This is a genomic window from Streptococcus oralis subsp. tigurinus (assembly GCF_002096275.1).
GTDB lineage: Bacteria > Bacillota > Bacilli > Lactobacillales > Streptococcaceae > Streptococcus > Streptococcus oralis_CN.
The window spans coordinates 612,926-636,133 of sequence record NZ_NCUG01000018.1 but is presented as its reverse complement, the minus strand read 5'-3'; the positions used below and the strand labels follow the sequence as shown (position 1 = coordinate 636,133).

At 41.1% G+C, this 23,208-nt stretch carries 24 protein-coding genes, 1 pseudogene and 3 riboswitches; of the genes and pseudogenes, 22 read left to right on the top strand and 3 right to left on the bottom strand.

Features of this window, described 5'->3' with window-relative positions; translation table 11 throughout:
- The first annotated feature begins 78 nt into the window (after positions 1-78).
- The 13 genes from B7725_RS10235 (at position 79) to thiE (B7725_RS08185) (ending at position 10,395) form a co-directional block, all read left to right on the top strand.
- Positions 79-393, top strand: coding sequence for a hypothetical protein (locus B7725_RS10235; protein ID WP_002880183.1), 315 nt, complete (start codon positions 79-81; stop codon positions 391-393).
- A 20-nt stretch (positions 394-413) separates the two neighbouring features.
- Positions 414-719: a hypothetical protein gene (locus B7725_RS10230; protein WP_193431824.1), complete on the top strand. Its 306-nt coding sequence runs from the start codon at positions 414-416 to the stop codon at positions 717-719.
- A gap of 160 nt (positions 720-879) precedes the next feature.
- The gene (lctO, locus tag B7725_RS08235; protein ID WP_000120723.1) at positions 880-2,016 is read left to right on the top strand and encodes an L-lactate oxidase; all 1,137 of its coding nucleotides are present in this window, start codon (positions 880-882) and stop codon (positions 2,014-2,016) included.
- Between the two features lie 148 nt (positions 2,017-2,164).
- A riboswitch (TPP riboswitch) is annotated at positions 2,165-2,253 on the top strand.
- A 215-nt stretch (positions 2,254-2,468) separates the two neighbouring features.
- Positions 2,469-3,137, top strand: coding sequence for a TenA family protein (locus tag B7725_RS08230; protein WP_084875594.1), 669 nt, complete (start codon positions 2,469-2,471; stop codon positions 3,135-3,137).
- 127 nt (positions 3,138-3,264) lie between these two features.
- Positions 3,265-4,047, top strand: a complete 783-nt coding sequence (thiM, locus tag B7725_RS08225) for a hydroxyethylthiazole kinase (RefSeq protein ID WP_033605927.1) — start codon at positions 3,265-3,267, stop codon at positions 4,045-4,047.
- Between the two features lies 1 nt (position 4,048).
- Positions 4,049-4,678, top strand: coding sequence for a thiamine phosphate synthase (gene thiE, locus B7725_RS08220; RefSeq protein ID WP_033605926.1), 630 nt, complete (start codon positions 4,049-4,051; stop codon positions 4,676-4,678).
- Positions 4,679-4,891: 213 nt separating this feature from the next.
- Positions 4,892-4,980: riboswitch (TPP riboswitch) on the top strand.
- Between the two features lie 157 nt (positions 4,981-5,137).
- The gene (locus B7725_RS08215) at positions 5,138-5,698 is read left to right on the top strand and encodes an ECF transporter S component (protein WP_162279024.1); all 561 of its coding nucleotides are present in this window, start codon (positions 5,138-5,140) and stop codon (positions 5,696-5,698) included.
- Positions 5,699-7,084: an ATP-binding cassette domain-containing protein gene (locus B7725_RS08210; protein WP_084875591.1), complete on the top strand. Its 1,386-nt coding sequence runs from the start codon at positions 5,699-5,701 to the stop codon at positions 7,082-7,084.
- 1 nt (position 7,085) lies between these two features.
- Complete coding sequence (locus B7725_RS08205) at positions 7,086-7,736, top strand: energy-coupling factor transporter transmembrane component T (RefSeq protein WP_084875589.1); 651 nt, start codon at positions 7,086-7,088, stop codon at positions 7,734-7,736.
- A gap of 10 nt (positions 7,737-7,746) precedes the next feature.
- A complete protein-coding gene (gene tenA, locus B7725_RS08200) occupies positions 7,747-8,439 on the top strand; it encodes a thiaminase II (protein WP_084875587.1) in 693 nt (230 codons plus the stop codon).
- A gap of 3 nt (positions 8,440-8,442) precedes the next feature.
- The gene (gene thiW / locus B7725_RS08195) at positions 8,443-8,967 is read left to right on the top strand and encodes an energy coupling factor transporter S component ThiW (RefSeq protein ID WP_001244057.1); all 525 of its coding nucleotides are present in this window, start codon (positions 8,443-8,445) and stop codon (positions 8,965-8,967) included.
- A complete protein-coding gene (thiM, locus tag B7725_RS08190) occupies positions 8,967-9,770 on the top strand; it encodes a hydroxyethylthiazole kinase (protein WP_084875960.1) in 804 nt (267 codons plus the stop codon). Before thiW ends, thiM (B7725_RS08190) begins: the two co-directional genes overlap by 1 nt.
- Positions 9,763-10,395 carry a thiamine phosphate synthase gene (gene thiE / locus B7725_RS08185; RefSeq protein ID WP_084875585.1) on the top strand — a complete coding sequence of 211 codons (633 nt, stop codon included), beginning with the start codon at positions 9,763-9,765 and terminating at the stop codon, positions 10,393-10,395. The genes thiM (B7725_RS08190) and thiE (B7725_RS08185) overlap by 8 nt, the downstream gene beginning before the upstream one ends.
- 48 nt (positions 10,396-10,443) lie before the next feature.
- Here thiE (B7725_RS08185) and thiD read toward each other — a convergent pair whose 3' ends face one another.
- Positions 10,444-11,235 (bottom strand): bifunctional hydroxymethylpyrimidine kinase/phosphomethylpyrimidine kinase, encoded by a 792-nt coding sequence (gene thiD, locus B7725_RS08180; RefSeq protein WP_084875583.1) that lies wholly within the window; start codon positions 11,233-11,235, stop codon positions 10,444-10,446.
- An 83-nt stretch (positions 11,236-11,318) separates the two neighbouring features.
- A riboswitch (TPP riboswitch) is annotated at positions 11,319-11,417 on the bottom strand.
- 183 nt (positions 11,418-11,600) lie between these two features.
- On the opposite strand from thiD, the gene B7725_RS08175 reads away from it, so the two are divergent.
- The 8 genes from B7725_RS08175 to manA all read left to right on the top strand — a co-directional run bounded on the left by B7725_RS08175 (position 11,601) and on the right by manA (position 20,327).
- Complete coding sequence (locus B7725_RS08175; RefSeq protein WP_061419290.1) at positions 11,601-11,996, top strand: CopY/TcrY family copper transport repressor; 396 nt, start codon at positions 11,601-11,603, stop codon at positions 11,994-11,996.
- Positions 11,997-12,006: 10 nt separating this feature from the next.
- The gene (locus B7725_RS08170) at positions 12,007-12,378 is read left to right on the top strand and encodes a cupredoxin domain-containing protein (RefSeq protein WP_084875581.1); all 372 of its coding nucleotides are present in this window, start codon (positions 12,007-12,009) and stop codon (positions 12,376-12,378) included.
- A 9-nt stretch (positions 12,379-12,387) separates the two neighbouring features.
- On the top strand, positions 12,388-14,631 hold the full coding sequence (locus tag B7725_RS08165) for a heavy metal translocating P-type ATPase (RefSeq protein WP_084875579.1): 2,244 nt from the start codon (positions 12,388-12,390) through the stop codon (positions 14,629-14,631).
- A 326-nt stretch (positions 14,632-14,957) separates the two neighbouring features.
- On the top strand, positions 14,958-16,733 hold the full coding sequence (gene spxB, locus B7725_RS08155; protein WP_000191808.1) for a pyruvate oxidase: 1,776 nt from the start codon (positions 14,958-14,960) through the stop codon (positions 16,731-16,733).
- A 154-nt stretch (positions 16,734-16,887) separates the two neighbouring features.
- Positions 16,888-17,235, top strand: coding sequence for a VOC family protein (locus tag B7725_RS08150; protein WP_084875575.1), 348 nt, complete (start codon positions 16,888-16,890; stop codon positions 17,233-17,235).
- 197 nt (positions 17,236-17,432) lie between these two features.
- Entirely contained in the window at positions 17,433-17,693 is a 261-nt protein-coding gene (locus B7725_RS08145) for a SemiSWEET family transporter (RefSeq protein ID WP_001291473.1), read from the top strand.
- Positions 17,694-17,823: 130 nt separating this feature from the next.
- Positions 17,824-19,263 (top strand): 6-phospho-beta-glucosidase, encoded by a 1,440-nt coding sequence (locus tag B7725_RS08140; RefSeq protein ID WP_084875573.1) that lies wholly within the window; start codon positions 17,824-17,826, stop codon positions 19,261-19,263.
- Between the two features lie 119 nt (positions 19,264-19,382).
- A complete protein-coding gene (gene manA / locus B7725_RS08135) occupies positions 19,383-20,327 on the top strand; it encodes a mannose-6-phosphate isomerase, class I (RefSeq protein WP_084875571.1) in 945 nt (314 codons plus the stop codon).
- Between the two features lie 39 nt (positions 20,328-20,366).
- On the opposite strand, the pseudogene B7725_RS08130 reads toward manA, so the two are convergent.
- Positions 20,367-21,725 (bottom strand): annotated as a pseudogene (locus B7725_RS08130) (sodium-dependent transporter).
- Positions 21,726-21,977: 252 nt separating this feature from the next.
- Here B7725_RS08130 and B7725_RS08120 point away from each other — a divergent pair.
- Positions 21,978-22,718 carry a MerR family transcriptional regulator gene (locus tag B7725_RS08120; protein WP_084875570.1) on the top strand — a complete coding sequence of 247 codons (741 nt, stop codon included), beginning with the start codon at positions 21,978-21,980 and terminating at the stop codon, positions 22,716-22,718.
- A gap of 29 nt (positions 22,719-22,747) precedes the next feature.
- On the opposite strand, the gene B7725_RS08115 is transcribed toward B7725_RS08120, so the two are convergent.
- Positions 22,748-23,203, bottom strand: a complete 456-nt coding sequence (locus B7725_RS08115; RefSeq protein WP_084875568.1) for an 8-oxo-dGTP diphosphatase — start codon at positions 23,201-23,203, stop codon at positions 22,748-22,750.
- Between the last annotated feature and the right edge of the window lie 5 nt (positions 23,204-23,208).

The window sequence follows — 23,208 nt, the reverse complement described above, 5'->3', positions numbered from 1 at the left end:
AAGACAGAAACGTGAACGTCACAAATTGACGAGAGAAGAGGTCTGTGGACAGAAGCTGACTTAATAATCAAACAGCTGATGCGTACTGAGCTTGGGCAATCCTTGCCAACAATTACTAAGTTACAATATTTATCTAAGCGATTAGAAGTTCCGATAGATACTTTTCTTGAAAATAAAGAACTAGCTCTTCCTGAGGAAGAGTTGCTGAGTCTAGACTTGATTGAAAGAATATTAGACTTGATAAGAACAGGGACAGGTAGTTTCGCTGAAGATATTTTTGATGATTATTTTAAGCAAGTAACACTAAAGCAAGTTTACACATTCAATGATTTACTATTAATTGATTATTTTGCTATGCAATGTCAAGACTTGATTTATAGAAGAGAGCATTAGATGATTTTCGGATTAAGTTGTTGAAACAGCAATTAGTTAGTGATGAAATGTATAATGTAGAGCTACTATCAGTTCTTTGTGCCATAGCGGTTGTTTATGTTGTTCATAATGACTATAAACATATGATATCTCTAGTAAAAAAGATGAATGAAATTTTATCAGTAACAACGTTGCAAGTCTATAAACCTGGAATTTCAGTATTTGAAGCTAAGTGCTATCTTTATTTTGAAAATGATAAAAATAAAGCAAAGGAACTTTATCACTCAGCAACTATACTAGATGAACAATTTGATGATAAAGTATTAGAAAATGAAAAGATTATTTGAATTTCCATAACTTAAGAAAGTTCATCATTTTTAATTATCGCTGTAAAATGATTGAAAGTATGAAATTTCCAAACAAAATATTTGAAAAATTTTGAAAAAAGAGTTAGAATATTTTTTGTAATATACAAAGTAAACGCTTACTTATCAAGGAGGACATTTTATGTCATACAAAACAAGCAATGCAGAAGGTCATGTAGATTTCATCAATACCTATGATTTGGAGCCAATGGCGCAACAAGTTATTCCTAAAGCAGCATTTGGCTATATCGCTAGTGGGGCGGAGGATACTTTCACTTTGCGTGAGAATATTCGTGCCTTTAACCACAAACTCATCGTTCCTCATACACTTTGCAATGTAGAAAATCCAAGTACAGAGATTGAATTTGCAGGCGAAAAATTGTCTTCACCAATCATTATGGCGCCTGTTGCGGCTCATAAATTGGCAAATGAACAGGGTGAAGTGGCGACTGCGCGTGGTGTGCATGAGTTTGGTTCTCTCTATACAACCAGCTCTTACTCTACTGTCGACCTTCCAGAAATTACGGAAGCCCTTCAAGGGACACCTCATTGGTTCCAGTTTTACTTTAGTAAAGATGATGGTATCAATCGCCACATCATGGACCGTGTGAAGGCTGAAGGTTATAAAGCGATTGTCTTGACGGCTGATGCTACGGTAGGGGGCAATCGTGAGGTCGATAAGCGTAATGGTTTTGTCTTCCCAGTTGGCATGCCGATTGTTGAAGAATACCTGCCAGAAGGTGCTGGTAAATCAATGGACTTTGTTTACAAATCAGCTAAACAGCGCCTATCTCCACGAGATGTAGAATTTATCGCTGAATACTCAGGACTTCCTGTTTATGTCAAGGGGCCACAATGCCGTGAGGACGTTGAACGTTCGCTTGCTGCTGGAGCTTCTGGTATCTGGGTAACCAACCATGGTGGCCGTCAAATCGACGGTGGGCCAGCTGCCTTTGACTCACTTCAAGAAGTAGCAGAAGCAGTTGACAAACGCGTACCAATTGTCTTTGACTCTGGTATTCGTCGTGGCCAACACGTCTTTAAAGCCTTGGCTTCAGGAGCAGACTTGGTAGCTATTGGCCGCCCGGTTATCTATGGCTTGGCTCTCGGCGGTAGTGTTGGTGTGCGTCAAGTCTTTGAACACTTGAATGCAGAATTGAAGACAGTTATGCAGTTATCTGGAACTCAGACTATTGAAGATGTCAAACACTTCAAACTCCGTCACAACCCATACAATCCAACCTTCCCAGTTGACCCTCGTGACTTAAAATTGTATTGATAAAATAGCTTGCCTCCACTTGATGTGGAGGTTTTTCTTCGTCTATAGGAAGAATAAATTACCATTGAAATCTATATAAATATATTTTTCAGTCAAATATCTTGCTAGGGCTTTCATTTTTTGCTATACTGGTGCAGTAATTAAATAATAAAGACATTTGGGGTGCTTTAGGCTGAGATGATACCCATTGAACCTGATACAGTTAAGACTGGCGAAGGGAAATGTGAAACGTTTTTTCGTATGGCGAAATGAACGATCTAATCTTGTAAGCTAAACTCTAATTCTTGATTGTAATTGGAGTTTTTTTGTTTATATAAACTGGATGAAGGTGATACAAAGCATTTAGGTAGCTTTTCTTGAACGCCCTTGATTTTCTTTAAAAAGGTCAAGTAAAACTAGGATTTTCTTGATGTTTTGTTGATTACGAACGAGTAAAGAGAGGAAAAGTAAATATGGAAAGACAAGACTATGCATCTCAGCCAGGTTTGACTGTTGGAGAATTATTAAAAAGCAGTCAGAAGGATTGGCAGGCTGCAATCAATCATCGTTTTGTTAAGGAACTTTTTGCGGGGACAATTGAGAATAAGGTCTTAAAAGACTACCTAATTCAAGATTATCACTTCTTTGATGCCTTCTTATCCATGCTGGGTGCTTGCGTAGCCCACGCAGACCAGCTTGAATCCAAGCTTCGTTTTGCCAAGCAACTAGGCTTTCTTGAAGCAGATGAAGACGGTTATTTCCAAAAAGCTTTCAAAGATTTAAAAGTATCTGAGAATGACTATCTGGAAGTGACCTTGCATCCTGTAACAAAAGCCTTTCAGGAGCTTATGTATTCTGCTGTATCATCATCAGACTATGCCCATCTTTTAGTCATGCTGGTCATTGCAGAAGGTCTCTATTTAGACTGGGGTTCTAAAGATTTGGCTCTACCTGAAGCCTATATTCATTCGGAATGGATTAATCTCCACAGAGGTCCTTTCTTTGCAGAGTGGGTTCAATTTCTGGTTGACGAACTCAATCGTGTCGGAAAAGGTCGAGAAGATTTGACAGAACTTAAGCAACGCTGGAACCAAGCAGTCGCTTTAGAATTAGCCTTTTTTGATATTGGTTATGATGCTTAGGGAAAGTTCAGGATACTGACAAATTTGATGAGGTAAATCATTCAATGTAACTGAAAAATTTCTTAACGAAAGATAGAGATAAATCGAAATCAGTAGATCGTATAAAGTGAAAAGGAAGGATTTCAATATGACAAGTTTAAAATTATTAAAAGAAAAAGCACCATTAGTAATCTGTATCACCAATGATGTTGTAAAAAACTTTACAGCAAATGGATTAGTAGCACTGGGTGCCTCACCAGCTATGAGCGAGTACCCAGCAGACTTAGAAGATCTATTAAAATATGCTGGAGGATTATTGATTAACATTGGGACTTTAACGGATAATAATTGGAAGCTGTACCAAGAGGCACTAAAAATTGCTGAAAAATATAATGTTCCTGCAGTTTTAGATCCTGTAGCCTGTGGAGCAGGAGAATATAGAAAAAAAGTAGCAGATGATCTAATCAATAATTACAAACTGGCAGCGATTAGGGGAAATGCTGGCGAGATTGCCTCTTTAGTAGGAATAAATGTGGCATCTAAAGGAGTAGATAGTGCAGGCGTAGATAATATTGATGAAATTGCTCTAGCAGCAAATAAAAAGTTCAATATTCCAATAGTAGTAACAGGTGAAGTGGATGCCATTGCGGTTAATGGAGAAGTTGTAACGATTCATAATGGTAGTGCCATGATGCCAAAAGTTATTGGGACAGGATGCTTATTAGGTGCTGTAGTAGCAAGCTTTATCGGACTTGAAAAAGGTCAAGAATTGAAATCATTAGAAACAGCAATGTTGGTTTACAATATCGCTGGAGAAATGGCAGAAAAACGTCCAAATGGGCATCTTCCTGGAACATTTAAAGTTGAATTTATAAATGCCTTATACGAGATTACAGACGAAGATGTAAAGGAATTCAAAAGAGTGAAGTAAGATGTTTCATAAAGAATTACTAAAACTATATTTTATTTGTGGAACGACTACTTGCCAAGGAAAAGATATATATAGAGTCGTTGAGGAAGCCTTAAAAGGTGGTATAACCTTATTTCAATTCCGTGAAAAAGGTGAGGGAGCCTTAGAAGGTAAAGAAAAAGTCGAATTAGCAATTAAACTACAGGATCTTTGTAAAAAATACAATGTTCCGTTTATTGTTAATGATGATATTGATTTGGCAATGGAAATTGATGCTGATGGTGTACATGTAGGACAGGATGATCTTGGTGTTGATGAAATTAGAAAATTGATGCCAGATAAAATAATTGGTCTTTCTATAAAAAACGAGGAAGAATTTCAACAATCAAAAGTTGAATATGTAGATTATGTTGGTGTTGGTCCTGTATTTGATACCCAGTCAAAAGATGATGCTGGTGGTGCTATAGGTTATGAAGGTCTTAAATTGATGAGAAAACTATTGCCACAAATTCCCTTAGTTGCAATTGGTGGGATACAGACGCAACATATTAAAGATATTATGAAGACCAATGTTGACGGCGTTTCAATCATTTCAGCAATATCGTATGCAAAAAATATAGAAAAAACTGTTCGGGAAATGAGTGAACAATAGGCATCAACTTTTCCTTGGATTCTGAGGGAGTAGGATTTTCTTTTTTCTAAAAAGATATGTCCAGATTCAGTTCAAATAGCTAATCCATCAAATAAGTCATTTATTTTTTGCAAAAGAAAGATCTGCTGTCTTTTTGAGTACAAGGCTGTATTTCCAGTTCAATTCCTTGAACTAGAATAAATCGTCTGTTAAAATAATTATATAATTAAATAATAAAGACATTTGGGGTGCTTTAGGCTGAGATGATACCCATTGAACCTGATACAGTTAAAACTGGCGAAGGGAAATGTGAAAAGGTTTTTTCGTATGTCGAAAAGAACTGTCTAATCTTGTAAGGTAAACTCTAATTCTCGTTTGTAATTGGAGTTTTTTTGTTTATCAAAAGAGGATAGGCTTGACGGCAAGCCTTTTGGTAGCTCTACTTGAATGCCCCACTTTTCTTTAAAAAAGGAGTTTTTTATGTTGAAAAAATGGCAGTTAAAAGATGTTATCTTGCTTGCTTTCTTATCTATCTTTTTTGGTGGCGTTTTTGTGGGTTCAGGCTATCTGTTTGATATTCTCACACTAATCTTAGCCCCTCTTGGTTTGCAGGCCTTTGCCAATGAAATCCTCTTTGGTCTCTGGTGTATGGCTGCGCCTATTGCGGCTACCTTTGTTCCAAGAGTCGGAAGTGCAACGATTGGAGAAGTGCTCGCTGCGCTAGCTGAAGTTCTTTATGGTAGCCAATTCGGTCTAGGTGCTCTGTTGTCCGGCTTGGTTCAAGGTCTGGGAAGTGAATTTGGCTTTCTTGTGACCAAGAATCGCTATGAAAGTTGGCTCTCTCTAACTGCTAATAGTATTGGGATTACCCTTTTTAGCTTTGTCTATGAATACATTAAATTAGGTTACTATGCCTTCTCCCTTCCTTTTGTCCTTTCCTTGCTGGTGGTGCGTTTTATTTCCGTCTTTTTCTTCTGTACCATCTTGGTTCGTGCCATTGTTAAACTCTATCATCAGTTTGCGGCTGGAGGAAAGGCATAGATGGGCCTGGAATTACGGGAGATTCAGTCCCCAATCTTTTCGGAACCGATTGATTTTCCTTTTCATGCGCAAGCTTTTACCTTGTTAGTTGGGAGCAGTGGTTCAGGAAAATCCAGCCTTTTTCAAATCATTGCCCAGGTCACTTCCTTACCTTATAGTGGTCAAGTCCTGATAGATGGGAGCGAGGTCAGTCAGCTTTCTATTGTCGAACGTGTCCAGACGGTTGGCATTCTCTTTCAAAATCCCAATCATCAATTTACTATGGAGAACTTGTTTGAGGAGCTGATTTTTACCTTGGAGAATATCGGACATCCCGTTCAGGAAATTGATTCTAAAATAGCTGAGGTGGTTCGGCAATGTCGTTGCGAGACAATCTTGCACCGTCCCATTCATCACCTATCAGGTGGGGAAAAGCAAAAGGCTGCTTTGGCTGTTCTCTTTGCCATGAATCCTAGGGTCTATCTCTTGGATGAGCCCTTTGCTTCCATTGACCGCAAGAGCAGAATCGAGATATTGGAGATTCTAAAAGAGTTGGCCTCTAATGGGAAGACAGTCATCCTGTGTGACCATGATTTATCAGATTATGAAGCCTACATTGACCATATGGTGGAGCTGAGAGGGGGGCAACTAAGGGAAATAAATAAAATCCCTTGCTCTGAGATGACACAGGTCCCTTCAAAGGAGGTTGCTTCTAGTCCAAAACTATTCCATATGGACAGAACGACTTGTGAGCTAGATCATCGCCCCCTCTTTTCAATTGCGGATTTTACTATCTACCAAGGAATTTCCTGTATCTTGGGTGATAATGGTGTCGGGAAATCAACCCTCTTTCGGTCTATTCTTCAATTTCAAAAGTATGAGGGGCGCATTACCTGGAAGGGGACAGTCCTGAAAAAGAAAAAGAGTTTGTACCGTGACCTGACGGGTGTTGTTCAGGAAGCTGAGAAGCAGTTTATCAGAGCCAGTCTGCGAGAAGAGCTTCAATTAGATGGACCTGATTCTGAAAGAAATCAGCGAATTTTCCAAGCTTTACGATATTTTAATCTGGAGCAGGCGCTTGATAAGAGTCCCTATCAATTAAGTGGTGGCCAGCAAAAGATTCTTCAGCTATTGACCATCTTGACTAGTAAGGCCTCTGTGATCTTGCTAGATGAACCTTTTGCAGGTTTGGATGATAGAGCTTGCCATTATTTTTGTCAGTGGATTGTGGAGGAGAGAAATCAAGGAAGAAGTTTTTTGATCATTAGCCATCGTTTAGATCCCTTGATCTCTGTGGTTGATTATTGGATTGAGATGACTAGTGAGGGTCTCCGTCATATTAAAGATGTGACAATCAGCAAACCTCTCAGTTTTCTGAGTAGGAATACTCAAGGGGAGGTGAGGTAGTATGATCAAAGTAGCAACCAAGACACCAGTTATCAGCCTCTTCTTTCTAATTTTATCCTTGGAAACATCCTTCATTCCTTCGATTGCTCTTAATCTTTCGGTAGCCGCATTTTGCATCCTCTTTATGCTCTATTATCGTCGATTTAAAGTATTGGCTTGGATGATTCTGCTCGCCATTTTGCCATCCTTCGCTAACTATTGGGCAGTACAGTTACATGGGGATGCTTCGCAGGCAGTGATACTTGGAACGAGAGCTTTTGTGACGGTTTGTATTGGTCTTGTCTTTGTTTCTAGTATTTCCCTAAAAGAGCTTCTCTTGTACTTGGCTCAAAAGGGGTTATCGCGTTCTTGGGCCTATGCCTTGATTGTGGTATTCAATTCCTTTCCCCTCATTCAGCAGGAAATCAAGTCCCTCAAGGAAGCTTGCTTACTGCGTGGTCAAAAACTGCATGTTTGGTCGCCCTTGATTTACAGCAAGGTTCTGATGACGGTTTTTAGATGGCGCCATCTTTACCTGAGAGCTCTATCTGCTCACGGATATGACGAACATGCACAATTGGAGAATAGTTATCGGACTTTTTATATTCCTCAAAGGACAAAATTGATCTACCTGCTTTTCTTTTTATTGCTTCAAACCGGTTTATTTTTATAAAGGAGTTATTATGGAATTTACAGATATTGCGATGGAATTATCCAGGGAAGCTTGGCAGGCTTCCTTTCATCACCCATTTGTATTACAGTTACAAGAGGGAACGTTAGAACCTTCTATTTTCCGCTATTACCTGATTCAGGATGCCTACTATCTGAAGTCTTTTTCAGAAGCCTATCACCTCTTGGCTGATAAGACTTCAAACGAGGAAATGAAAAAACTCTTGAAACAAAATGCCCAGAGTCTAGTGGATGGTGAGTTGTTTATCCGCCAACAATTTTTCAAGGAATTAGGAATCAGCGACCAGGAAATGGACGAGCAACCGATCGCTCCAACCTGTTATCATTACATTTCTCATATTTATCGACAGTTTGCAGAACCAAACTTGGGCATTGCTTTTGCTAGCTTGCTGCCTTGTCCTTGGTTATACCATGATTTGGGCAAGGCACTTAATCGCAAACCATCCCCGAATCCTCTCTATCAACAGTGGATTGAAACCTATATCACCGATGAATTAGAACAGCAGATTAAAGAGGAAGAAGAGCTGGTTAATCAACTCTATCGAGAAAGCAATGAGACGGACAAACAAAAAATGCTAGAGGCCTTCCATCGAAGTGTCCATATGGAAGCCAAGTTTTGGGAGATGGCTTACCAACATCAAACCTGGACAAGTGATTTGCAGTCCTTAGAAAAAGAGAAGAAATAGAAAATGAGAAACCACCAACTACAAGTTCACAAATTAACCATTTTATCCATGATGATTGCTCTTGACGTAGTTCTTACACCCATCTTTCGAATTGAAGGGATGGCACCGATGTCCAGTGTAGTCAACATTCTTGCAGGAATTTTGATGGGACCTGTTTATGCCTTGGTCATGGCTACAGTCACAGCCTTTATCCGTATGTCTACTCAAGGCATTCCGCCTTTGGCCCTAACAGGAGCTACCTTTGGAGCCCTCCTTGCAGGTCTCTTTTATAAGTACGGTAGAAAATTTTACTTTTCTGCCCTAGGAGAAATCTTGGGAACGGGGATAATCGGTTCCATTGTTTCCTATCCTGTCATGGTTCTCTTTACCGGATCTGCGGCCAAGCTCAGCTGGTTTATCTACACCCCTCGATTTTTCGGAGCAACCTTGATCGGTACAGCCATAGCTTTCCTCGCCTTTCGATTTTTGATCAAGCAGGAATTCTTTAAAAAAGTGCAGGGATATTTCTTTGGAGAAAGGATAGAATGATGCAGAAATTGACAAATCCTTTCCCTCTGGCAACCAGTTCCTTGATTCACTGTATTACCAATGAGATTTCTTGTGAGATGCTGGCCAACGGCATTTTGACTCTGGGATCTAAACCAGTCATGGCAGATGACCCTCGTGAGGTTTTTGATTTTACTAAGCAAAGTCAGGCTCTCTTCATCAATTTGGGGCATTTGTCAGCTGAGAAGGAAAAAGCAATCCGTATGGCAGCTACTTATGCAAACCAAGCTTCTCTCCCAATGGTAGTAGATGCGGTTGGCGTTGCGGCTTCCCCCATTCGTAAGGGACTAGTCAGAGAACTTTTAGAATACAAGCCCACGGTCCTTAAAGGAAATATGTCAGAAATCCGAAGCCTTGTTGGTTTAAAGCACCACGGAGTTGGGGTTGATGCTAGTGCTAAAGATCAAGAAACTGAGGATCTGCTTCAAGTCTTGAAAGACTGGTGTCAGACCTATCCTGGTATGTCGTTCCTAGTCACTGGCCCCAAGGATCTCATCGTTTCGGAGAACCAGGTTGCTGTATTGAGGAATGGCTGTGCAGAATTGGACTGGATAACAGGGACAGGAGACCTGGTTGGAGCCTTGACAGCCGTTTTTCTCAGCCAAGGAAAGACTGCTTTTGAAGCTTCTTGCCTAGCAGTTTCTTATCTCAATATCGCTGCTGAGAGAATAGTTGTTCAAGGAATGGGATTGGAAGATTTTCGATATCAAGTTCTCAATCAACTCTCTCTCCTAAAAAGAGACGAAAATTGGCTAGAAGCCATCAAAGGAGACTTTTATGAATAGAAAAGTACTTAAACTGTATCTAGTAACCAATCGCTACCAAGATTCCTTGGAAAGCTTTCTTGAAAAAATCGAGACGGCTTGTCGTTCAGGTGTTACCATCATCCAACTACGAGAAAAAAATCTCACCACCAATCAATATTATCAACTGGCAAAACAAGTCAAGGAAATAACAGATGCCTACCAAGTCCCCTTAATTATCGATGATCGGTTGGATATCTGTCTTGCAGTCGATGCTGCAGGTTTGCATATTGGCGACGATGAACTACCAGTTTCGGTTGCCCGCAAAGTCTTGGGTCCTGAAAAAATCCTAGGTGTCACTGCTAAAACAGTTAAAAGAGCCCTCGAAGCAGAAACATGGGGTGCGGATTACTTGGGAACAGGAGCCATTTTCCCGACAACCACCAAGGAAAATGCGCCTATCACTCTGATTTCAACCTTGAAAACAATTTGCCAAACGGTCGCCATTCCAGTAGTTGCTATCGGAGGCTTGACTTCAGAGAATATTGACCAACTTATCGGCACGGGTATAGCTGGAGTAGCTGTTGTACGTGATTTGATGCAGGCAGAAGATATTGAGGCAAAAGCGCACGCCTTTTTAACAAAGCTGGATGACATGATTTCCTAATCAAAAACTCTCTAATTCCCTTAAAGTAGGAACTAGAGAGTTTTTTTCTTAATCTTTAAAAGTTGTATGGTTGACTGGTCCAGAACCATGACCGAGTTGAGGAGCATCTTGGATGGCTTTTGTGATAAAAGCCTTGGCCTTATCAACTGCCTGGTAAAGACTTCTGCCCTTGGCTAGTTCAGCAGTAATCACAGCAGCAAAGGTACATCCGGTACCATGGGTGTGACAAGTTTGAATTCTTGGACTTTCCCAGACAAATTGTTCATCCTTGGTAAAGAGGAAATCCTTGGCACCACCTTCAAGATGACCACCTTTGATAACAACGGACTGAGGACCAAATTCTTTTATAATCAGGCGACCAGCACGCTGCATGTCTTCTGGATCATGAATCGAAAAACCAACAATCTCTTCCGCCTCAGGAAGATTCGGAGTGATAATGGTTGCAAGGGGAAGCAGATTTGTTTTTAGGTAGTCTCTGGCACTAGAATCAATCAGGGTATCCCCACTCGTAGCGACCATAACAGGGTCAAGAACATAGGGACAGTCCAGCTTTTTAAGATAGGGTTGGATGATCTCCATGATCTCAGTAGTTGCCAACATCCCTGTTTTTACAGCCTGAGGCTTGATATCCGAAAAGACACTATCCAATTGAGCTTTCAACATTTGAGGAGAAACGTGCTCAATTAGCTGAACACCTCTGGTATTTTGAGCGACAAGACTGGTCACAACGGCCATTCCATAGACATCTCTAGCTTGGAATGACTTTAAATCAGCCATAATGCCAGCACCGCCACTAGGGTCAGTCCCTGCAATGGTCAGAGCAACGGGTAAATAAGTCATCTAAAACCTCCCAACCAACTGAAGTTTGTATTCTTAAGAACAAGCTAGTCTGTTTCAGGAAAGCAATAGAAGACAAGTAGTCCTCATTATCATTTCCACTTCCATCAGCCAGCATTACCTAGATTGAGTCAAAGGGATCTAACAGTCGTTAATCTCAGCTTTACGCACCCCTAGTGGTTGTTTTCTTTTTTCTTCAGTATAGCATATTTTTATAGTTTATATAGTAAAATTTGACTGCAAATCTCTCGTTACATGATTAGAATTCTATTTTTCGAAAAAATAATAAAAATTATAATTGACAAATGTAGATTTTGAGAGTATACTAATAACTGTAATCGACAAATGTAGATTTAGGAGGTGTGATTATGCAGATTTCAGATGCAGAATGGCAGGTCATGAAGATTATTTGGATGCAAGGAGAGCAGACCAGTACGGATTTGATCAGGGTTCTGGCGGAGCGGTTCGACTGGTCCAAGTCGACCATTCAAACTCTTTTGGCTCGTTTGGTTGAGAAAGAGTGTCTGACAAGGAAAAAAGAAGGCAAGTTCTTTGTCTATTCAGCCCTTTTAACTTTGGACCAAAGTCGGGATTTACTTGTCCAAGATATCAAGGACAAGGTTTGTTCTCGTAGGATTAAGAACTTGTTGGCTGATTTGATTGCCGAATGTGATTTTACTCAGGCTGACTTGGAAGACTTAGAAGCTGTGATTTCTGAGAAAAAAGCTAGCGCAGTTGCTGAAGTAAGATGTAATTGTATGTAAAGGAGACGTCATGTTAAATAGTATTGTAACCATTATTTGTATTGCCCTTATCGCGTTTATCTTGTTTTGGTTTTTCAAAAAGCCTGAAAGATCTGGACAAAAGGCCCAGCAAAAAAAGGGCTACCAAGAGATTCGAGTGGAAGTCATGGGGGGCTATACGCCTGAGTTGATTATCCTCAAGAAATCAGTACCAGCCCGCATTGTCTTTGACCGCAAGGACCCTTCACCTTGTTTGGATCAGATTGTTTTTCCAGACTTTGGTGTGCATGCGGATCTTCCTATAGGTGAAGAGTATGTAGTGGAAATCACGCCTGAGCAGGCTGGAGAATTTGGCTTTGCATGTGGTATGAACATGATGCACGGCAAGATGATTGTAGAGTAGGAGGAAATGATGACAGAAATTGTGAAAGCAAGCCTGGAAAATGGCATTCAAAAAATCCATATCACAGCTGAAAAAGGATATCATCCAGCCCATATCCAGCTTCAGAAAGGGATTCCGGCGGAAATTACCTTTCACCGTGCCACCCCTTCAAACTGTTACAAGGAAATTCTTTTTGAAGAAGAAGGAATCTTGGAACCAATCGGAGTAGACGAGGAAAAGGTGATTCGTTTTACACCTCAAGAGTTGGGTGAGCATGAATTCTCATGTGGAATGAAAATGCAAAAGGGCAGTTATACAGTTGTTGAGAAGACTCGAAAATCTTTATCACTTTTACAGCGTTTTTGGATTACTAGTATCTTTACTGTGCCTCTTGTGATTCTCATGATTGGGATGTTGACAGGTAGTATCAGTCACCAAGTCATGCATTGGGGAACCTTTCTAGCCACAACGCCTATTATGTTAGTAGCAGGTGGTCCTTATATCCAGAGTGCTTGGGCCAGCTTTAAAAAACACAATGCCAACATGGATACCTTGGTTGCTTTGGGAACTCTAGTGGCCTATTTCTATAGTTTAGTTGCCCTCTTCGCTGGGCTCCCTGTCTACTTTGAAAGTGCTGGATTTATCCTCTTCTTCGTTCTTTTGGGGGCAGTTTTTGAAGAGAAAATGAGGAAAAATACTTCCCAAGCTGTGGAGAAACTACTGGATTTGCAGGCTAAAACAGCGGAAGTCTTGCGTGATGATAGCTATGTTCAAGTTCCCTTGGACCAAGTCAAGGTAGGCGACCTGGTTCGAGTGCGTCCAGGTGAAAAGATTGCAGTTGATGGTGTCGTAGTGGAAGGTGTGTCCAGCATAGATGAATCCATGGTGACAGGTGAGAGCCTGCCAGTGGACAAGACAGTTGGAGATACTGTCATTGGCTCAACTATCAATAATAGCGGAACGCTTATTTTTAGGGCAGAAAAGGTTGGCTCAGAGACTGTTTTGGCACAGATTGTAGACTTTGTAAAGAAAGCTCAGACTAGCCGCGCACCGATTCAGGACTTGACGGATAAGATTTCAGGGATTTTTGTCCCAGCAGTTGTCATTTTAGGAATCGTGACCTTTTGGGTTTGGTTCGTTTTGCTCAGGGATAGTGTAGTCGTGCTTGGAGCTAGCTTTGTGTCTTCTCTTCTCTATGGAGTTGCGGTTTTGATTATTGCCTGCCCTTGTGCCTTGGGTCTTGCAACACCGACAGCTCTTATGGTAGGGACAGGACGCAGTGCCAAAATGGGGGTTCTTCTCAAAAATGGAACAGTCTTACAGGAAATTCAGAAAGTCCAAACTATTGTGTTTGATAAGACAGGGACTTTGACGGAAGGAAAACCAGTGGTCACTGATATCATTGGCGATGAGACAGAAGTGCTCGGCTTAGCTGCCTCCTTGGAAGAAGCTTCTCAACACCCACTGGCTGAGGCTGTTGTCAAGAGAGCAAGTGAAGCTGGACTTGAGTTTCAAACTGTCGAAAATTTCCAAGCCTTGCACGGAAAAGGTGTTTCAGGGCAAATAGCTGGGAAACAAGTCTTACTTGGAAATGCTAAAATGCTAGATAGTATGGATATTTCCAGCGCTTATCAGGAAAAACTAGAAGAACTAGAAAAAGAAGCTAAGACAGTTGTTTTCTTGGCTGTTGATAATGAAATCAAAGGCTTGCTTGCTTTGCAAGATATTCCCAAGGAAAATGCTAAGCTAGCCATCAGTCAGTTGAAAAAACGTGGTCTTAAAACAGTCATGCTGACAGGAGATAATGCTGGTGTGGCGCGTGCTATTGCAGATCAAATCGGAATCGAAGAGGTCATTGCAGGCGTCCTACCAGAAGAAAAAGCCCATGAAATCCATAAACTACAAGCAGCTGGGAAAGTAGCCTTTGTTGGTGATGGCATCAATGATGCTCCTGCCCTCAGTGTAGCAGATGTGGGGATTGCTATGGGAGCTGGAACGGATATCGCCATCGAGTCAGCAGATTTAGTGTTGACAACTAATAACCTCCTAGGAGTGGTTCGTGCCTTTGACATGAGTAAGAAAACCTTTAACCGTATTCTGCTCAATCTTTTCTGGGCCTTTATCTACAATGTCGTCGGAATTCCGATTGCAGCAGGAATCTTTTCTGGTGTTGGATTGGCCCTCAATCCAGAACTGGCAGGTCTAGCCATGGCCTTTAGTTCTGTATCTGTTCTGACCAGTTCACTCTTACTAAACTTTAGTAAAATAGACTAAAAGCGAGCTTGCTCGCTTTTTATACTCTTCGAAAATCTCTTCAAACCACGTCAGTTCTATCTGCAACCTCAAAACAGTGTTTTGAGCAACCTGCGGTTAGCTTCCTAGTTTGCTCTTTGATTTTCATTGAGTATTATTATAAAACAGTTACATAAAACGTTTTCAAACTGTACTGTAATAGAGAATAAAAACTTCTGAGCACATTCTTAGGATACCCAAAACAAATGTGGTAAAGTAGTAGAGTAAAAATTTGCTGAAACGTTTCCAATTAGTATATGAAAACGGATTTATCAAGTTTTAAAAATATTTGAAGGAGAGTTATCATTATGACTCAAGGGAAAATTACTGCATCTGCAGCAATGCTTAACGTATTGAAAACATGGGGCGTAGACACAATCTACGGTATCCCATCAGGAACACTCAGCTCATTGATGGACGCTTTGGCTGAAGATAAAGATATCCGCTTCTTGCAAGTTCGACACGAAGAAACAGGTGCTCTTGCAGCGGTCATGCAAGCTAAATTCGGAGGCTCAATCGGAGTTGCAGTTGGTTCAGGTGGTCCAGGTGCGACTCACTTGATTAACGGTGTTTACGATGCAGCTATGGATAACACTCCATTCCTTGCTATCCTTGGATCACGTCCAGTTAACGAACTCAACATGGATGCCTTCCAAGAATTGAACCAAAACCCAATGTACAACGGTATCGCTGTTTACAACAAACGTGTAGCTTACGCTGAGCAATTGCCAAAAGTAATCGACGAAGCTTGCCGCGCTGCAGTTTCTAAAAAGGGTCCAGCTGTTGTTGAAATCCCAGTAAACTTCGGTTTCCAAGAAATCGACGAAAACTCATACTACGGTTCAGGTTCATACGAGCGTTCATTCATCGCTCCTGCTTTGAACGAAGTTGAAATCGACAAAGCTGTTGAAATCTTGAACAATGCTGAACGTCCAGTTATCTACGCTGGTTACGGTGGTGTCAAAGCTGGTGAAGTGATCACTGAATTGTCACGTAAAATCAAAGCACCAATCATCACAACTGGTAAAAACTTTGAAGCTTTCGAATGGAACTACGAAGGTTTGACAGGTTCTGCTTACCGTGTTGGTTGGAAACCAGCCAACGAAGTGGTCTTCGAAGCAGACACAGTTCTTTTCCTTGGTTCAAACTTCCCGTTTGCTGAAGTGTACGAAGCATTCAAGAATACTGAAAAATTCATCCAAGTGGATATCGACCCTTACAAACTTGGTAAACGTCATGCCCTTGATGCTTCTATCCTTGGTGATGCAGGTCAAGCAGCGAAAGCAATCCTTGACAAAGTAAATCCAGTAGAATCTACTCCATGGTGGCGTGCAAACGTTAAGAACAACCAAAACTGGCGTGATTACATGAACAAACTCGAAGGTAAAACTGAGGGTGAATTGCAATTGTATCAAGTTTACAATGCAATCAACAAACATGCTGATCAAGACGCTATCTACTCAATCGACGTAGGTGACACTACTCAAACATCTACTCGTCACCTTCACATGACACCTAAGAACATGTGGCGTACATCTCCACTCTTTGCGACAATGGGTATTGCCCTTCCTGGTGGTATCGCTGCTAAGAAAGACAATCCAGATCGCCAAGTATGGAACATCATGGGTGACGGTGCATTCAACATGTGCTACCCAGACGTTATCACAAACGTTCAATACGACCTTCCAGTTATCAACGTTGTCTTCTCAAATGGTAAATATGCCTTCATCAAGGACAAATACGAAGACACAAACAAACACTTGTTTGGTTGTGACTTCCCTAATGCTGACTATGCGAAAATCGCTGAAGCGCAAGGTGCTGTAGGATTTACAGTTGACCGTATCGAAGATATTGATGCAGTTGTTGCAGAAGCTGTTAAATTGAACAAAGAAGGTAAAACTGTTGTGATCGATGCTCGCATCTCTCAACATCGTCCACTTCCAGTAGAAGTACTTGAACTCGATCCAAAACTTCACTCAGAAGAAGCAATCAAAGCCTTCAAGGAAAAATACGAAGCAGAAGAACTCGTACCATTCCGCCTCTTCTTGGAAGAAGAAGGTTTGCAATCACGCGCAATCAAGTAATTCTTCTCGTCGAAAATCAAATGTAAACTGTGTCATCTTCACCTTGCCGTACCCCAGTACTGCCTGCGGTTCGATTCCTTGTTTATTCTTTGATTTTCTTAGAGCAGAACTTGAAAAGATCGGAGCAATCCGGTCTTTTTGTGGAGGATAGTAAATGAATTTAAATCAATTAGATATTATCGTTTCAGATGTTCCCCAAGTCTGTGCTGACTTGGAGCGTATTTTGGATAAAAAGTCCGATTATGTTGATGACAGTTTTGCTCAGTTTACGATTGGCAGTCATTGTCTTATGTTGTCCCAAAATCATTTGATTCCTTTGGAAGATTTTCAGTCAGGAATCATTCTTCATATTGAGGTTGAGGATGTAGACCAGAACTATCAACGATTGAAAGAAATTGGTGTCGAGATTTTACACGGTCCGGCTGTAACTGATTGGGGAACGGAATCGCTACTAGTTAAAGGCCCTGCTGGCCTAGTAATTGACTTTTATCGTATGAAATAGGTAATGCTATTATCAAATTTTTTATCTAAAAATTTAAACATTCTTAGAGCGGAACTTGAAAAGATCGGAGTAGTCCGGTCTTTTTCTTATCACCAGACTGCGATAGTTTACATTATTCTAATAAAAGGTTAAAAAACTTGATTGTTTTGTGAGAAGATTATAAAATAAGATTCAGTAAAGATAAGAGAGGTTATAAAATATCTGAAAAACAAATGAAAATTTTGGGTTGGGTAGCGACCTTCATGTCCGTTATGATGTATGTCTCTTACTTCCCACAAATCATGAACAACTTGGCTGGTCAAAAAGGCAACTTCATCCAACCCTTAGTCGCAGCCATCAACTGTAGTCTATGGGTTTATTACGGTCTTTTCAAGAAAGAAAGAGATATTCCCCTTGCAGCTGCTAATGCGCCAGGTATCGTTTTTGGCCTAGTAACGGCTATCACAGCTTTGATTTAAAAGAAGATTGGTTTCAGTCTTTTTTTCGTATATATAAAAGTAAGTTTAGTGCTATCATTATCCAGAGAGTTCAAAACTTTTTGCCTCCTTTTTAGTATAATAGAAGTAATAAATCAATCGAGGTAAAGCGATGACAGAAAATGGTCAATTTCCAGAAGGATTCCTCTGGGGTGGTGCTACGGCGGCTAATCAATGTGAGGGTGCTTATAATCAGGACGGCCGTGGTCTTGCTAATGTGGATGTGGTGCCGATTGGTCCAGACCGTGAGGCCATTATTACAGGTCAGAAAAAGATGTTTTCTTTTGAGGAGGGCTATTTTTACCCAGCAAAGAAAGCCATTGATATGTACCATCATTATAAGGAAGATATTGCGCTTTTTGCAGAAATGGGATTTAAAACCTATCGACTTTCCATTGCTTGGACTCGAATTTTTCCTCAAGGTGACGAAGCAGAGCCAAATGAAGCTGGTCTAGCTTTTTATGAGGATTTATTTAAGGAATGCCACAAGTATGGAATTGAACCACTGGTGACCATCACGCATTTCGATTGCCCCATGCACTTAATCAGGGAGTACGGTGGTTGGCGCAATCGTCGGATGTTAGACTTCTATGAAAAACTTTGTCGTACACTCTTTACCCGTTATAAGGGTTTGGTCAAATACTGGCTTACCTTCAATGAAATCAACATGATTCTTCATGCACCTTTTATGGGAGCTGGGCTTTGTTTTGAAGAAGGAGAAAATCAAGAACAGGTTAAATACCAAGCCGCCCACCATGAGTTGGTAGCCTCGGCCATGGCGACTAAGCTGGCCCACGAAATTGACCCAGAAAACAGGGTGGGATGTATGTTGGCAGCAGGGCAATACTATCCTAACACAGCCCATCCGAGAGACTACTGGGCTGCTATGGAGGAAGATCGCAAGAGTTACTTCTTCATTGATGTTCAAGCGCGTGGGGAATACCCAAACTACGCCAAGAAGCAGTGGGAACGCGAGGGAATCAAGATAGAAATGACGGCAGAGGATCTAGACTTATTGAAGAATTATACTGTTGACTTTGTTTCCTTCTCTTACTATGCAAGTCGAGTGGCCTCAGGGAATCCAGAAGTTAAAGAATTAGCTGCTGGAAATGTCTTTGCCTCTCTCAAAAATCCTTATCTGGAATCCTCAGAATGGGGTTGGCAGATTGACCCACTTGGCCTTCGTATCACCCTCAATGCCATCTGGGATCGTTACCAAAAGCCTATGTTCATCGTAGAAAATGGACTCGGTGCCATGGATACCCCTGATGAGAATGGTTATGTGGAAGATGACTATCGGATTGCTTATCTAGAAGCCCACATCAAGGCTATGCGAGATGCTATTTACCAAGATGGCGTTGAATTGCTTGGTTATACGACTTGGGGTTGTATAGATCTGGTTTCAGCTGGAACAGGCGAAATGAACAAGCGCTATGGTTTTATCTATGTGGATCGTGATAATGCAGGTCAAGGAAGTCTCAAACGGAGCAAGAAGAAATCCTTCTACTGGTACAAGGATGTCATTGCCAGCAATGGTGCAAGTATTAAGTAGAGCACATTTGTTCACTATTTTTATAAAATCTTCTCTCTACTTTATAAGATGTGAAAAAGAGTTCAATTAGATCAGGCTTTTTGCTATAATGAAGTGAGAAAAACAGACAGGAGAATAAGATGTCAGAACCATTATTTTTACAATCAGTTATGCAAGAAAAAATTTGGGGTGGAACCAAGCTACGTGATGAGTTTGGCTATGACATTCCAAGTGAAAAAATCGGAGAATACTGGGCTATCTCAGCTCACCCAAATGGGGTTTCCAAGGTCGCCAATGGTCGCTACGAGGGAACAGATCTAGCTACTTTGTATGCGGAACACCGTGAATTATTTGGTAACCGTCCAGAGCCTGTATTTCCACTTTTGACCAAGATTCTCGATGCCAATGACTGGCTCAGTGTCCAAGTTCACCCAGACGATGCCTATGGACTAGAACATGAAGGCGAGCTCGGAAAAACAGAGTGTTGGTACATCATCGCAGCAGACGAAGGATCAGAGATTATCTATGGCCATAATGCTAAGTCAAAAGAAGAACTCCGCCAGCAAATTGAAGACAAGAACTGGGATGCCTTACTGACAAAAGTGCCAGTTAAGGCTGGAGATTTCTTCTATGTGCCAAGTGGTACCATGCACGCTATCGGTGCAGGCATCTTGATTCTTGAAACCCAGCAGTCTAGCGATACCACTTACCGTGTCTATGACTTTGACCGTAAGGATGACAAGGGCAATTTGCGTGAACTTCACCTTGAAAAATCCATCGATGTTTTGAACATTGGCGAGCCTGCAAATAGCCGTCCCGTGACTGTCAAAGCTGATGACCTGCGTTCAACTCTTCTTGTGTCTAATGACTTCTTCGCAGTTTACAAGTGGGAAATTACTGGAAAAGTTGACTTTGAAAAGACAGCTGACTATAGCTTGTTGAGTGTCTTGGCTGGTCAGGGTCAACTGACTGTTGACGGGAAAAACTATCCAATCCAAAAAGGTAGCCACTTTATCTTACCTAGTGATGTTGAAGCTTGGACTCTGGAAGGACAAGGTTTGGAATTGATTGTTAGTCATCCATAAAAAGAAAGGGCCTGAGTTTACTACTCAAGTCCTTTTTGATTACATAAATTGGGCGATAAAAACCACAATGATGATGATAGGAATGATAAAACGAAGAAGGAAGAGCCAGACTTGGAAAAGTCCCTGTTTCCATGGTCTTTCATCAAGATGCAATTCCCCCATAGCAAGAGCTTTCTTAAAGATATAGCCTGTAAAGAGAGAAAGGCAGAGGGCTCCAAATGGCATGAGGAGATTGGAAACCAAGAAGTCCATAGCGTCAAAGAAGGTCTTCCCAAAGATGTGAACATCAGCCATGACTCCATAGGATAGGGCTGAAGGAATTCCAAAGACAAAGGTCAAGATTCCTAAAATAGCACTCCAGTTAGCACGTTTGCGGTTGTCCTGATTGGTGATATTGCCCACATTGATTTCCAGCATCACGACAGAAGAAGTGACTGTCGCAAAGAGGAAGAGCAAGAGGAAGAGGATGTAGAAAATTGTTCCAAAAGGCATCTTGTCAAAGAGTTAGGGCAAGACGATAAAGAGCAGGCTTGGTCCCCCTTCAGACTGGATATTGAAGGCTGACATGGCTGGGAAAATGGCTAATCCCGCCATGATGGATACCGAGATGTTCATGGCTACGATGGAAATCCCTGACTGGACCAGATTAGTTTTTTTGTCCAAATTAGTTTTTTTGTCCAAGTAGGACGCATAGGTCAGCATGGCTGTAACCCCTAGTGAAAGGGCAAAGAAAGATTGTCCCAGAGCATAGAGGAGACCAGCACTGGTCAGTTTTGAAAAGTCTGGTTTTAGGAAGTAAAGAACGCCTTCCATGGCATTTGGCAAGCTGAGAGAGCGCCCGATGATCACGACAAAGATGATAAAGAGCAGGGGCATCATGACTTTCGAAGCTCTTTCGATCCCTTTTTGAACCCCACGTGATACAATAAAGATATTCAATAAGATAAAGGCAGCTTGAGCTCCTAGGGCAATGGCTGGATTTGAAATGATTGAAGTAAATAACTGAGCATAATCACCCGTTCCACCAAGTTGGAACAATTTCCCAAACTCAATACCCAGATAGACTAGAATCCATCCTCCAATAACACTGTAAAAGGAGAGAAGGATAAAGAGGGCAAAGGCACCAATCCAACCGATAAAGTTGTACTTGTTATTCTTGCCAAGTTTTCCAAAGGTTTTAATAGCGGAAACGCCAGCACTACGGCCAAGGGCAAATTCAGCCAGCAGGAGCGGGAAACCAATTAAAGTAGTGGAAATGAGAAAGACCAGTAAAAAGCCTCCACCGCCATTAGCAGCAGTCATGTAGGGAAACTTCCAAACGGCTCCAAGTCCGATGGCTGAACCAGCAGATGCTAGAATAAAGCCTAGTTTTGAACCCCATTGTGATTTTTCTGACATAGTTGAAATTCCAATCTCGTTTTTTAAATAAGAAAAGGCTACTTGAGTTGTCAAATAGCCTTCTCTCAATGGCTCTCTATGAGCCTACTGTTTGATTGATAGACTTGACTATCCTATCATGTTTTCTAAGGCCTGTCAAGAAAACCATTTTCAAGTTTTCACACCTTTCTCAAAAAAGTTAAAAAATTTTCTCAAAAACGCTTGACTCTGACCTAAGGGGAGGGGTTATACTATCAATGTAAGGAGGAAATCATGTACCATATAAAAGAAGCTGCGCAGCTTTCGGGCGTCTCTGTCAAGACCCTGCATCACTACGATAAGATAGGAATTTTGGTTCCTTTAAAGTCGGAAAACGGCTATCGAACCTATAGTCAAGAGGATTTGGAACGCCTTCAGGTCATTCTTTACTACAAATATCTAGGCTTTTCTTTAGAGAAAATAGCGGAGCTATTAAAGGAAGAAAGGACAGATTTATTGCCTCATTTGACTAGGCAGTTGGACTATTTGACTCGAGAAAGGGAACATCTGGATACCTTGATTTCCACCTTGCAAAAAACTATTCAAGAACAAAAAGGAGAAAGAAAAATGACGATTGAGGAAAAATTCACTGGATTTAGCTATCAAGATCATCAAAAATACCACCAAGAAGCGGTAGAGAAATATGGGCAAGAAGTTATGGATCAATCCCTCGAACGCCAAAAAGGTCACGAAGACGAAGCTACGGCTGCCTTTAACCAAGTCTTTCAAACTTTGGCGCAAAATCTTCAAGCTAGTTTACCTGCAACAGCAACTGAAAACCAAGAGCAAGCAGCCAATCTCTTGCAAGCCATTCGTACTTATGGATTTGACTGCTCTATTGAAGTCTTCGGACATATCGGTAAAGGATATGTCTACAACCCTGAGTTTAAGGAGAACATTGACAAGTTTGGACCTGGTACAGCTCAATACACATCAGATGCCATTGCAGCTTACGTTCGGACAAATGCAGAATAAATAGGCTAGGAATTTCCTAGCCTATTTTTTTACTTCAAGTCATAAAACCAGTCGTCACCGTCTTTGTAGTAAAAGAATTCACTGAGATCTTCTTCTAGAAACACACGAAGCATATCAGACATATCATCGGTTGCAAGTTTTAGATGAGATAGATTGTCAAAATTCTCCCACCAAACTTTCCCTTCGTCTGAAGACTGGAGTTCACCAGTAAAGTGTTTTGTCTTGTAAAAAAGGACGACATAACGATAATCCTTGTCATCGTACCAGTTTTTGATACCACAGAGTTGGGGTTTGGAAATGGTTAGACCAGTTTCTTCTTTCACTTCACGAATGACAGCATCGACAAAGGATTCGCCACGTTCAACATGACCACCAGGAAAAGTAATGCCAGGCCAGTCAGGATTAACTCGATCTTGAACCAGAACCTTGTCTCCGTTTTGAATCATACACATATTGACAAATTCGACTGTTTCTCGTCTGTTCATAGGAC